Source organism: Mycobacterium sp. (genome assembly GCF_025933915.1).
Classification (GTDB): Bacteria; Actinomycetota; Actinomycetes; order Mycobacteriales; family Mycobacteriaceae; genus Mycobacterium.
In genome coordinates this window covers 1-12,279 of record NZ_JAICZA010000011.1, presented here as the reverse complement: position 1 = coordinate 12,279, position 12,279 = coordinate 1, and the positions used below count along the sequence as shown (strand labels likewise).

Genomic DNA, 12,279 nt, shown 5'->3' with positions numbered 1-12,279 from the left:
CGTCCGCACGCCGTAAAGTGCGGGGATGCAGCTGGTTTCGGCGCGCTCGACCGAGCTATTCGTCGGGCCGCCGGACGCGCCGCTGCAGCTGGTCCGGCTCACCGTCTCGGGGTGCGCCGAGCCGACGCCGATCCGCATCGACGGCGACGGACTGGGCGGGCAGATCCTCGCCGAGGCCGGCCGGGAAGTGATCGAGGTCCCGGTCGCCGTGGAGGGTCCGGTCGTCGGTGAGCGCCGGCCCGCGCGGGTGCACGCCGGCCGCGCGCGACTGCCATTTGACTTCACCGTCGCCGAGCCCGGCTGGACCATGTTCATGGTCAGTCATTTCCACTACGACCCGGTGTGGTGGAACACGCAGGGCGCCTATACCAGCGAATGGACCGAGGATCCGCCGGGGCGGGCCCGGCAGACCAACGGCTTCGAACTCGTGCACGCACACCTGGAGATGGCGCGCCGCGAGCCCGAGTACAAGTTCGTGCTCGCCGAGGTGGACTACCTCAAGCCGTACTGGGACACCCGGCCCGAGGACCGCGCCGACCTGCGGCGGTTCATCGCGCAGGGCCGCGTCGAGGTGATGGGCGGCACCTACAACGAACCCAACACCAATCTGACCAGCCCGGAAACGACCATTCGAAACCTGGTGCACGGCATGGGTTTTCAGCGTCACATCCTGGGTGCCGACCCGGCGACCGCGTGGCAGCTGGACGTGTTCGGCCACGACCCGCAGTTCCCCGGGCTGGCCGCCGACGCCGGCCTGACGTCGAGTTCGTGGGCCCGGGGACCGCACCACCAGTGGGGCCCGATGCACAGCGACGGCGGCCTGGGCGGCATGCAGTTCTGCAGCGAGTTCGAGTGGATCTCGCCGTCGGGCCGCGGCCTGCTCACCCACTACATGCCCGCGCACTACTCGGCGGGCTGGTGGATGGATTCCGCGACGTCGCTGGGCGAGGCCGAGGACGCCACGTACGAGCTGTTCGACCAGCTCAAAAAGGTCGCGCTGACCCGCAACGTGCTGCTGCCCGTCGGCACCGACTACACCCCGCCCAACACGTGGGTCACCGCCATCCATCGCGACTGGGCCGCCCGCTACACCTGGCCGCGATTCGTGTGCGCGCTGCCGCGCGAATTCTTTGCGGCGGTGCGCGCCGAACTGGCGCAGCGGGAGTGTGCGCCGTCGCCGCAGACCCGCGACATGAATCCGATCTACACCGGCAAGGACGTGTCGTACATCGACACCAAGCAAGCCAACCGGGCCGCGGAGAACACCGTGCTGGCGGCCGAGCGCTTCGCGGTGTTCGCGGCGCTGACGGCCGGCGTCGACTACCCACATGCCGCCTTGGCCAAGGCGTGGGTGCAGCTGGCCTACGGCGCGCACCACGACGCAATCACCGGCTCGGAGTCCGACCAGGTCTACCTCGACCTGTTGACCGGTTGGCGCGACGCGTGGGAGTTGGGTCGCGAGGCCCGGGACAACTCACTGGCGCTGCTGTCGGGTGCGATCGATGGGGACGTCATCGTGTGGAACTCGCTGACGCAGGAGCGCACCGACATCGTCACCGCCCGGGTCGATCCGCCGCTGCGCGCGGGCGCGCGGGTGCTGGACGCCGACGGCGCCGAGCTGCCCGCGCTTGTCGAGCACGACGGGAGCTCGGTCACCTGGCTGGCCCGCGACGTCCCGTCGCTGGGCTGGCGGGCCTACCGGCTGGCTCCCGCCGATAAAGCCGACCGCGCGACCGGCTGGGAACCGGCGCCGGGATCACTGATCGCCAACGAGCACTACCGGATCGAGGTCGACGCCGCCCGCGGCGGGGCGGTCGCCTCGCTGATCGACTTGTCTGGCCAGGGGGGCCGCGAGCTGATCGCCGACGGCCGGGTGGGCAACGAGCTCGCCGTCTACGAGGAATATCCCTCGCACCCGACGCAGGGCGAGGGCCCGTGGCATCTGCTGCCCAAGGGACCGGTGGTGTGCTCGTCGGAAGCGCGGGCGCGGGTGCGGGCCTACCACGGTCCCCTCGGTCAGCGGGTGGTGGTGCGTGGCCGGATCGGCACGCTGCTGCGCTACACCCAAACCCTGACGCTGTGGCGAGGCGTCGCCCGGGTGGACTGCCGCACCACGATCGGCGAGTTCACCGGCGCCGATCAGCTGGTGCGGCTGCGCTGGCCGTGCCCGGTGCCGGGCGCCATGCCGGTCAGCGAAGTCGGCGACGCCGTCGTCGGTCGGGGTTTCGCGCTGCTGCACCCCACTCCCAGCGGCTCCCGCTCGGTGGATACCGCACGACACCTGTGGACCTTGGACAACCCGGCGTACGGCTGGTTCGGCCTGTCGTCGGCGGCCCGGGTGCGGGTTTCGGGGGCCGGCGTGCGGGCGATATCGGTCGCCGAGGTGGTGTCGCCGGCGGAGACGCTGTCCGGACCGCTGGCGCGTGAGCTGATGGTGGCGCTGGTCCGCGCCGGAGTCACGGCCACCTGCAGCGCCGCGGACAAACCGCGCTACGGCTACCTCGAGGTGGATTCCAACCTGCCCGACGTGCGCATCGCGCTGGGCGGGCCGGACCGCAACGCCTTCACCGGGGCCTTGCTGGCCCACGCCGATCCGGTCTACGCCGAAGAACTGGACCGTCAGCTGGCGGCGGCCGGCCGGGCCAGGGTGTGGGTGCCGGCCGCGACGCCGCTGGCCGCGGTGTGGGTGCCCGGCGCCGACCTGCGCCCGCTGCGGGCGCTGCCCGTGCTGGTGATCGACGGCCGCGACGAAAACGAACTGCGGGCGGCGATCGCCTCGGTGGCCGACGAGCTCGGCGACGCCGAGATCGTCGTCACGCAACAACCCCCGCCGGGAACCGATGCATTCGAGGACCGCACCGTCGCCCTGCTCAACCGGGGGGTGCCCAGCTTCGCCGCCGACACCGAGGGCACCCTGCACACGGCGCTGATGCGCTCCTGCACCGGCTGGCCGTCGGGCATCTGGATCGACGACCCCCGCCGCACCGCGCCGGACGGTTCCAACTTCCAGCTTCAGCACTGGACCCATGATTTCGACTACGCAGTGGTCAGCGGCGAGGGCGACTGGCGGCGCGCCGAAATCCCCGCCCGCAGCGCACAGTTCTCCCAGCCGCTCCTGGCCGTGGCCGGGGGCCGAGGCGACGGCGCGCCGTCGCCGGCCGGGTCGCTGTTGCGCGTCGAGCCCGCCGAATCGGTGCACCTGGCGGCGCTCAAGGCGGCCGGCAATCCACTGACCGCGGGCAGCGCGGCGCAGCTCGACCCCAACGCGGTCGCGCTGCGGTTGGTGGAAACGACCGGTGCCCGCACCCGCGTCGTCCTCGGCTCGGACTTCGCGGCGATCAGCGACCTGCGGCGCGCCGATCTCCTGGAACACCCAGCCGAGTGCCTGGATTCGGTCGACCTGCACGGCTACCAGGTGGCAACCGTGCTCGCCCGCCTCGACACGCCCGCGGCGGTATCGCCCGCCGCCGGGCTGGCGCCGCAGGCCGAGGTCGCCCAACCCCTGTACGCCCGCTACTGGCTGCACAACCGGGGCCCCGCGCCGCTCGGTGGGCTGCCGGCGGTCGCCCACCTGCACCCGACACTGATCAGCGCGCGGCCCGGCGGCGAGGTGACCGTGCGCCTCACGGCGGCCAGCGACTGCAGCGACGCCCCGCTGCGCGGCGCGGTCGTCCTGGCGTGTCCGGACGGCTGGTCTGCCGCACCGGCGAAGCTGCCCTTCGCCCTGTGCAGCGGTGGCCACCTGGAGGCCGACGTGGTGATGTCGATCCCGCTCGGCGCCGAACCCGGGCTCTACCCGGTCCGGGCCGAGCTGCGCCTCACCGGGGACGGGATCCCGACTTCGTGGCGGCAAGGGGTGGAGGACGTGTGCGTGGTGGCGGTGGGGAGCGGGCCGGCCGACCCCGGCGAGCTGATCTACCTCGCCGGCGGGCCCAGCGAGGTCACGCTGCGACCCGGGCAAGCGGGCGACCTGACCGTCACGGTCGGCACCCGCGCCCGGGCCGACCTGGGGCTGGAGGCGCATCTGATCAGCCCGTGGGGGACGTGGGAATGGATGGGCCCCGCCGCGCTCGGCGCGGTCCTGCCCGCCCGCGGCACCGTCGACCTCGGCTTCCGGTTGACCCCGCCGGCGTGGCTGGAACCCGGCCGGTGGTGGGCGCTGGTGCGCATCGGCTGCGCCGGCCGGCTGATCTACTCGCCCGCCGTGCAGGTGACGGTGACATGAACAACCACCCGATCGCCACCGTCGCCGGCGTCCCCGTGTCGTCCGCCGAAATCGACGCGGCCGAAGCGCGGCTGCGCGCCGCGCGGGCAGCGGGCGCGCTGCCGGCCGGCGGCACCGGCGAGGGCCGTCAACTGCGGCGCTGGCTGACCCAACTGATCGTGACCCAACGCCTGATCGCCACGGAGGCGGGCGCGCGCGGGCTGACCGCGTGCGGGGCCCCGCCCGAGACCGAGTTGCTGCCCGACGCGACCGCGCGGCTGGAGATCGGCAGCGTCGCCGCGGCCGTGCTGGCCGATCCGCGCGCCCGGGCGCTGTTCGCCGATGTCACCGCCGCGGTGCACGTCACCGATGGCGAGGTGGCCGCCTATCACGCCCGCAACCCGCTGCGATTCGCCGCAACCCGACGGGGTCAAAATGGCTGGCGCACAACAGCATTGGTTGCACCACCGCTGAGCGAGGTGCGATCGGTGATCGCCGAACATCTGCGCGGCGCCGCGCGCCGGCGCGCCTTCCGGCTGTGGCTGGATGCCCGCCGCGCCGAGCTGGTGCGGCTCGCACCCGGGTACGAGCATCCCGGCGACCCCCGCCAACCCGACAACACCCACCGGCACTGAACGCCATGCTTACCCTCTGTTTGGACATCGGCGGCACCAAAATCGCTGCCGCACTGGTCGATTCGGTTGGCGCGCTCGCGTACACCGCGATCCGCCCCACCCCGGCCACGGCCGCCTCCGACGACGTGTGGGCCGTCGTCGAAGCCATGATCACCGACGCGTTGCGGGCGGCCGACGCCCCGATCACCGCCGTCGGCATCGCCTCGGCCGGGCCGATCGATGGGCGCACCGGATCGGTCAGCCCGATCAACATCGCGAACTGGGACCGCTTCCCGCTGCGCGACCGGGTCGCCGCGACGGTGCCGGGGCTGCCGGTGATACTGGGCGGCGACGGCCTGTGTATGGCGTTGGGGGAGCACTGGATTGGTGCGGGCCGTAGCGCGGGGCCGGACGCCCGGTTCCTGCTGGGCATGGTGGTCTCGACCGGGGTGGGCGGCGGGTTGGTGCTCGACGGCGTCCCCTACACCGGACGCACCGGCAACGCCGGTCACGTCGGGCACGTCGTGGTCGACCTGGACGGTTCGCCCTGCACCTGCGGTGGCCGCGGCTGCGTGGAGACGGTGGCGTCCGGGCCGTGGATGGTGCGCTGGGCGCGGCAAAACGGATGGGCCGCACCGCCCGGCGCGGGCGCCAGCGACCTGGCCGTTGCGGCGGCGGCCGGAGACCCGTTGGCCCAGCGGGCGTTCCATCGGTCGGCCAACGCTCTCGCCGCGATGATCGCCTCGGTCGGCGCGGTCTGCGATCTGGACCTCGTCGTGATCGGGGGAGGGGTGGCCAAGTCCGGGCCGCTGCTCTTCGACCCGCTGCGGGCCAAGCTCGGCGACTACGCGGGACTGGACTTCTTGTCCGGCCTGCGCGTGGTGCCGGGCGAGCTCGGCGGTGAAGCCGGTCTGATCGGCGCCGCCCGGCTCGCGGCCCTCGGCTGACGCGCGGCAGACGGCCCCGGACGGCTCCCTACGCTGGCTGCATGAACCACGGCATCGACGCGCTCGCGATTGTGATCACGGGTTTGATGGTCGGCGTGGAGCTGGCGGTCGCGGTTTTCTTCAACCCGGTCATCGCCCGGCTGCCCGATGACGCCTTCCGTGCGGCCCGCGGCGGTGCCGCCCGAGCGCTGGGCACGACGATGCCGTTCTGGTACGCCGTCACCCTGCTGCTGGTGGTGGCGCTCGCCGTCCAGGAGCGGGGAGCGCCGCGCGACTGGCTCTGCGGCGTCGCCGGGGGCCTGATGGGCGCGGCCGTGTTGCTGACGGTCACCATGCTGGTGCCGATCAACAACCGCATCGCGAAATGGCCGGCCACAGGTGAGCTCTCCCGCGAGCTCGCGGCCCGGTGGGATCGACGGCATCGACTACGAGTGATCCTGCTGCTGGCGGCGTTCGTCCTGCTGACCCTCGCTGTCACCTGAGCCGTCACCTGAGGACGCCGTTTTGGCTGACCGCGCGGGCCAAGCTATTCTGTTAGCCGATCCACCGAAGACCGTCGGTCACCGAGCAATCGGTTGAAGGTCCGGGAGCATCCCGGCGGCCCACGCAGGAGGACGAGGCACCAGCGCCGGCTCGCGCCGGCGTGTTTTTACGCCCCGGCCGCTTCCTGCGCCGGGGCGTTCGTCGATTTTCGGGGGAATCGAGACGACACGTCGCATGACTCTCACTTCAGGAGGTAGGCATGGCCAGGGCTGACAAGGCCACCGCCGTTGCAGACATCGCCGAGCAGTTCAAGGAATCGACCGCGGCCCTGGTCACCGAGTACCGCGGTCTGACGGTCGCCAACCTGGCCGCGCTGCGGCGCTCGCTCGGCGGGGCGGCCACCTACTCGGTGGCCAAGAACACGCTGGTCAAGCGCGCGGCTTCGGAAGCCGGGGTCGAGGGCCTCGACGAACTCTTCGCCGGTCCGACGGCCATCGCGTTCGTCACCGGGGAACCGGTCGACGCCGCCAAGGCCATCAAGACCTTCGCCAAGGAACACAACGCGCTGGTCATCAAGGGCGGCTACATGGACGGCCGCGCGCTGACGGTCGCCGAAGTCGAGCGCATCGCCGACCTCGAGTCGCGCGAGGTATTGCTGGCCAAGCTGGCCGGCGCGATGAAGGGCAACCTCGCCAAGGCGGCCGGGTTGTTCAACGCCCCGGCTTCGCAGGTCGCTCGGCTCGCGGCCGCGCTGCAAGAGAAGAAGGCCGCAGAGGGACCAGCGGGGCCGGCAGTTCCCGCCGCAGAACCCGCCGCCGCCGCGGAACCCGCCGCAGAAGCAGCTTCGGAACCACCCACTGAGGCTCCGGAAACCCCGGCCGAAGCCGAATAAACCCCAACCCGAAATCAGGAAGGACCCACACCCATGGCAAAGATGTCTACTGACGACCTGCTCGACGCTTTCAAGGAAATGACCCTGCTGGAGCTCTCCGACTTCGTCAAGAAGTTCGAGGAGACCTTCGAGGTCACCGCGGCCGCCCCGGTCGCTGTCGCCGCGGCCGGCCCGGCCGCCGGTGGCGCGCCCGCCGAGGCCGCCGAGGAGCAGTCGGAATTCGACGTGATCCTCGAGTCCGCCGGTGACAAGAAGATCGGCGTCATCAAGGTAGTCCGCGAGATCGTCTCCGGCCTGGGCCTCAAGGAGGCCAAGGACCTGGTCGACGGCGCACCCAAGCCGCTGCTGGAGAAGGTCGCCAAGGAGGCCGCCGACGAGGCCAAGACCAAGCTCGAGGCCGCCGGCGCCACCGTCACCGTCAAGTAGTTCTGCCGAGCAGACACACAAGCCCCCACACGCCCGGCGTGTCGGGGGCTTTGTGTCTGCTCAGCGCGACGCCGCCGACCGCAGCGACCGGTTCACCTTCTCCGGTGAATCCCCAAGCGCCACAAGCAGGTTCGACGTCATCGAACCCAGCACCGGGACGACGGCCGAGTTGTCATCGCCGTAATAGCCGGCCAGCTCCAGCATGACGAATCCGTGGATCGACGCCCAGAACTGGGCCGCTATCGCCACCACCGCCGCGTCGTCGTCGGCCGCACCGGCGCCGATCCGCCCCGACAGCACGCACCGGTGCACCGCGCGCACGACGTGCGCAAAGCTGGGGTAGCCCCGCTCGATCTCGGCGACCGTCAGCGTCAGGACGTTGTGGGCGGGCGCGTTGATGCCGTGTGCGCTGGTGCTGCCGAACATCAGCCGATACATGTGCGGGCGCTTGATCGCGTAGCGCCGGTAGGCCGCACCGATCACGAACAGGTCGGCGACCGGATCGTCGCTTTCGGCCACGGCCAGCGCGGCGTCGAACTGCCGCAGTCCCGCCTCGGCCACCTCCGCGATCAGCCCGCCCATCCCGCCGAAATGGGTGTACAGGGCCATCGTCGAGGTGCCCGCCGCGCCGGCCACCTTGCGGGTTTGCAGTGCGTCGGGGCCGTGCTCGTGCAGCAGGTCGACCGCCGCGGACAGCATGTCGTCCCGGACGTTGCGGACGCCGCCCCGTACCTCCGAAGTCATCCTTGCCATCTTCTCACCCGGGGCGTAGCGTGCCAATAACGCTGAAATAACAATGTTATAGGAGCTCAGCCATGACGACCAGAGAAACCGTCAAGTCGTCGAACCCCTACCTCGAAGGCTTCCTGGCCCCGGTGAACGCGGAGGTCACCGCCACCGACCTCGAGGTCACCGGGCGCATCCCCGAACACCTCGACGGGCGCTACCTGCGCAACGGGCCGAACCCGGTTGCCGAGGTCGACCCCGCGACCTACCACTGGTTCAGCGGCGACGGCATGGTGCACGGGGTTGCGCTGCGCGATGGCCAGGCGTGCTGGTATCGCAACCGGTGGGTGCGCACCGCCCACGTCTGCGCCGAACTCGGCGAGCCGGCACCCAGCGGGCTGAACCCGCGCGCCGGCATGCTCTCCGTCGGTCCCAACACCAACGTGCTGAGCCACGCCGGACACACGCTGGCGCTCGTGGAGGGCGGCGGGGCCAATTACCGGCTGACCGACGAGCTGGACACCGAAGGGCCCTGCGATTTCGACGGGACCCTGTTCGGCGGATACACCGCCCATCCGCACGCCGATCCGCGGACCGGCGAATTGCACGCGGTCTCCTACTCGTTCACCCGCGGGCGCACCGTGCAGTACTCGGTGATCGACACCCGCGGCCGAGCCCGGCGCACCGTCGACATCGAGGTGGGCGGGTCGCCGATGATGCACGACTTCTCGCTGACTGACAAATACGTGGTGATCTACGACCTGCCGGTCACGTTCGACCCCGTCCAGGTAATGCCGGTGAACGTGCCCCGCTGGTTGAGCCTGCCGGCCCGGCTGGTCATGCAGTCGCTCATCGGGCGCGTGCGGTTGCCCAGCCCGATGGCGACGATGCTCAATCGCAATCGGCGGCCGATCGATCGGATGCCCTACACGTGGGATGACGACTACCCGCCGCGCATCGGGGTCATGCCACGGGACGGCGGCAGTCGAGACATGCGCTGGTTCGACATCGAGCCCTGCTACGTCTACCACCCGCTCAACGCCTACTCCGAAATGCGGGACGGGGCAGAGGTTTTGGTGCTCGATGTGGTGCGCTACTCGCGGATGTTCGACCGTGACCTACGCGGTCCCGGCGACAGCCGGCCGACGCTGGACCGCTGGACGCTCAACCTGGCGACGGGGGCGTTGACCAGCGAACGCCGCGACGATCGCCCCCAGGAATTCCCGCGTATCAACGAGACCCTGCTGGGTGGGCGGCACCGGTTCGGCTACACCATCGGTACCGAAGGCGGTTACCTGTCGAACGGCGCATCCGAGATGTCCAGCGCCCTGTACAAGCACGACTACGCCACCGATTCCAGCACCGCCGCCGAACTCGATCCCGGCCTTTTACTCGGGGAGATGTCGTTCGTGCCCGACCCGGCGGCACGCGCCGAGGACGACGGCATCCTGATGGGCTTCGGCTATCACCGCGGCCGCGACGAAGGCCAATTGCTGTTGCTGGACGCACAGACACTCGAGCACGTCGCCACCGTCCACCTGCCGCAGCGGGTGCCGATGGGCTTCCACGGGAACTGGGCGCCAGCCGGCTAACACGTGCGTCAAATAACTTGCGCCGTCGGGGCTTCCGGCCGAGTCTGCGGGCGGCTAATTTTTTCCGGCGGTGTTCAGCAACCCTGATGCCGTGTGGCAGGCGTGCGCTACAGTGACTCATGCCACACAAAAGGGCAGGTGGCGGGCACGAGTGTCGACGGAAGGATTTCCCATGGGCGTCGCTATCGAGGTGAATGGACTGACGAAGTCCTTCGGCTCCTCGAGAATCTGGGAAGACGTGACGTTGGAAATCCCCTCCGGGGAGGTCAGCGTTCTGCTGGGGCCGTCGGGTACCGGCAAATCGGTGTTCCTGAAGTCACTGATCGGGTTGTTGCGCCCCGAGCGCGGCTCGGTCGTCATCGACGGCACCGACATCCTGCAGTGTTCGGCCAAGGAGCTCTACGAGATCCGCACGCTGTTCGGCGTGATGTTCCAGGATGGCGCTCTGTTCGGCTCGATGAACCTGTTCGACAACGCGGCGTTCCCGCTGCGCGAGCACACCAAGAAGAAGGAAGGCGAGATCCGTGACATCGTCATGGAGAAGCTGACCCTGGTCGGCCTGGGCGGCGACGAGAAGAAGTTCCCCGGCGAGATCTCCGGCGGTATGCGCAAGCGCGCCAGCCTGGCCCGGGCCCTGGTGATGGACCCGCAGATCATCCTGTGCGACGAGCCGGACTCGGGTCTGGACCCGGTTCGTACCGCGTACCTGAGCCAGCTGATCCTGGACATCAACGCCCAGATCGACGCCACCGTCCTGATCGTGACGCACAACATCAACATCGCCCGCACCGTGCCGGACAACATGGGCATGTTGTTCCGCCGCAAGTTGGTCATGTTCGGCCCGCGTGAGGTGCTGCTGACCAGCGACGAGCCGGTGGTGCGGCAGTTCCTCAACGGCCGCCGCATCGGGCCGATCGGCATGTCGGAGGAAAAGGACGAGGCGACCATGGCCGAAGAGCAGGCCATGGTCGATGCCGGTCACCGCGACGGCGGTGTCGAGGAGATCGAGGGTGTGCCGCCGCAGATCGTCGCGACGCCGGGGATGCCCGAGCGCAAGGCCGTCGCCCGCCGCCAGGCCCGGGTGCGCGAGATTCTGCACACCCTGCCCAAGAGCGCCCAAGCCGCCATCCTCGACGACCTCGAGGGCACCCACCGGTACCGGGCGAACGAGTTCGGCGGTTAGGGCGCCCGCCCCGGCGGGTTGCGCGAGAACTCCGCGTAACACGGCGGCCCGCCCTCTTGACGACGGGCCCTAAACGAGCCAGTCTGTTGGGCAGCATGTACCTGAACTGTTCAAGGGAAGTCGAGATCGCCAGCCAGCGTCGATGTCCCTGGACCGCCAGTACTGGGAAGTTGAGGAATGCGCAGTCCTGCGCTATTGTTGGACGTTGCGCTGGCTACCTCCTGCCCACCTCACCCGCCACTTGACACCGTGGTCTAAGCCTGAGCCCCCTACGTGGCTTAGTTCTTTAGTTGCGCGCGTGAGATCCGGACAGATCGTTCGCCGGCCGAACCGACACAATTCGCGGCGAGCTGGCCGGTATTCCCGGCCTTCGTGAGTCGCACGAGGTGCTGGAAGGATGCATCTTGGCTGATTTCCGCCAGAGCAAGACGGATCGCCCACAAAATTCCTCTAACGGAAGTTCGTCAAACGGCTCCGTGCCCGGAGCGCCCAACCGAGTTTCCTTCGCCAAGCTCCGCGAACCGCTCGAGGTTCCGGGTCTGCTTGACGTGCAGATCGACGCCTTCGAGTGGTTGATCGGCGCGCCGCGGTGGCGTGCGGCGGCCGCCGCACGCGGCGAGGGCAAGGCCGTGGGGGTCACCCCGGTGGGCGGCCTGGAAGAGGTGCTCTTAGAGCTTTCGCCGATCGAGGACTTCTCCGGCTCGATGTCGCTGTCGTTCTCCGACCCCCGTTTCGACGAGGTCAAGGCGCCGGTCGACGAGTGCAAAGACAAGGACATGACGTACGCGGCCCCGCTGTTCGTCACGGCCGAGTTCATCAACAACAACACCGGTGAGATCAAGAGCCAGACGGTGTTCATGGGTGACTTCCCGATGATGACCGAGAAGGGCACCTTCATCATCAACGGCACCGAGCGCGTGGTGGTCAGCCAGCTGGTCCGCTCGCCCGGTGTGTACTTCGACGAGACCATCGACAAGTCGACCGAGAAGCTGCTGCACAGCGTCAAGGTGATTCCGAGCCGCGGCGCGTGGCTGGAGTTCGACGTCGACAAGCGCGACACCGTCGGCGTGCGCATCGACCGCAAGCGCCGCCAGCCCATCACGGTGCTGCTGAAGGCGCTCGGCTGGTCCGAGGACCGCATCCGCGAGCACTTCGCGTGGTCCGAGACGATCATCTCCACCCTCGACAAGGACCACATCGCGTCCTCGGACG

General features: G+C 69.7%; 9 protein-coding genes and 1 pseudogene. 9 read left to right on the top strand and 1 reads right to left on the bottom strand.

Annotated elements, in window-relative coordinates:
* Positions 1-25 precede the first annotated feature (25 nt).
* The 6 genes from Q0W90_RS02985 to rplL all read left to right on the top strand — a co-directional run bounded on the left by Q0W90_RS02985 (position 26) and on the right by rplL (position 7,566).
* Positions 26-4,225: an NEW3 domain-containing protein gene (locus tag Q0W90_RS02985; protein ID WP_297773091.1), complete on the top strand. Its 4,200-nt coding sequence runs from the start codon at positions 26-28 to the stop codon at positions 4,223-4,225.
* Positions 4,222-4,839 carry a malonyl CoA-ACP transacylase gene (locus Q0W90_RS02980; protein ID WP_297773089.1) on the top strand — a complete coding sequence of 206 codons (618 nt, stop codon included), beginning with the start codon at positions 4,222-4,224 and terminating at the stop codon, positions 4,837-4,839. Before Q0W90_RS02985 ends, Q0W90_RS02980 begins: the two co-directional genes overlap by 4 nt.
* A 5-nt stretch (positions 4,840-4,844) precedes the next feature.
* A complete protein-coding gene (locus tag Q0W90_RS02975) occupies positions 4,845-5,765 on the top strand; it encodes an ROK family protein (RefSeq protein ID WP_297773087.1) in 921 nt (306 codons plus the stop codon).
* Positions 5,766-5,806: 41 nt separating this feature from the next.
* On the top strand, positions 5,807-6,247 hold the full coding sequence (locus Q0W90_RS02970) for a DUF1772 domain-containing protein (RefSeq protein WP_297594941.1): 441 nt from the start codon (positions 5,807-5,809) through the stop codon (positions 6,245-6,247).
* A 260-nt stretch (positions 6,248-6,507) separates the two neighbouring features.
* A complete protein-coding gene (gene rplJ, locus Q0W90_RS02965; protein WP_297594943.1) occupies positions 6,508-7,140 on the top strand; it encodes a 50S ribosomal protein L10 in 633 nt (210 codons plus the stop codon).
* 33 nt (positions 7,141-7,173) lie between these two features.
* Positions 7,174-7,566 carry a 50S ribosomal protein L7/L12 gene (gene rplL / locus Q0W90_RS02960; protein WP_008260886.1) on the top strand — a complete coding sequence of 131 codons (393 nt, stop codon included), beginning with the start codon at positions 7,174-7,176 and terminating at the stop codon, positions 7,564-7,566.
* Between the two features lie 60 nt (positions 7,567-7,626).
* Here the strand turns inward: rplL and Q0W90_RS02955 are convergent, their stop codons facing one another.
* Positions 7,627-8,319 carry a TetR/AcrR family transcriptional regulator gene (locus Q0W90_RS02955; RefSeq protein WP_297594944.1) on the bottom strand — a complete coding sequence of 231 codons (693 nt, stop codon included), beginning with the start codon at positions 8,317-8,319 and terminating at the stop codon, positions 7,627-7,629.
* A gap of 62 nt (positions 8,320-8,381) precedes the next feature.
* Between Q0W90_RS02955 and Q0W90_RS02950 the strand changes: the two genes are divergently transcribed.
* The 3 genes and pseudogenes from Q0W90_RS02950 to Q0W90_RS02940 all read left to right on the top strand — a co-directional run.
* The gene (locus Q0W90_RS02950; protein WP_297773084.1) at positions 8,382-9,884 is read left to right on the top strand and encodes a carotenoid oxygenase family protein; all 1,503 of its coding nucleotides are present in this window, start codon (positions 8,382-8,384) and stop codon (positions 9,882-9,884) included.
* A gap of 172 nt (positions 9,885-10,056) precedes the next feature.
* A complete protein-coding gene (locus Q0W90_RS02945) occupies positions 10,057-11,067 on the top strand; it encodes an ATP-binding cassette domain-containing protein (RefSeq protein WP_297594946.1) in 1,011 nt (336 codons plus the stop codon).
* 404 nt (positions 11,068-11,471) lie between these two features.
* Positions 11,472-12,279 (top strand): annotated as a pseudogene (locus Q0W90_RS02940) (DNA-directed RNA polymerase subunit beta); the annotation flags it as partial.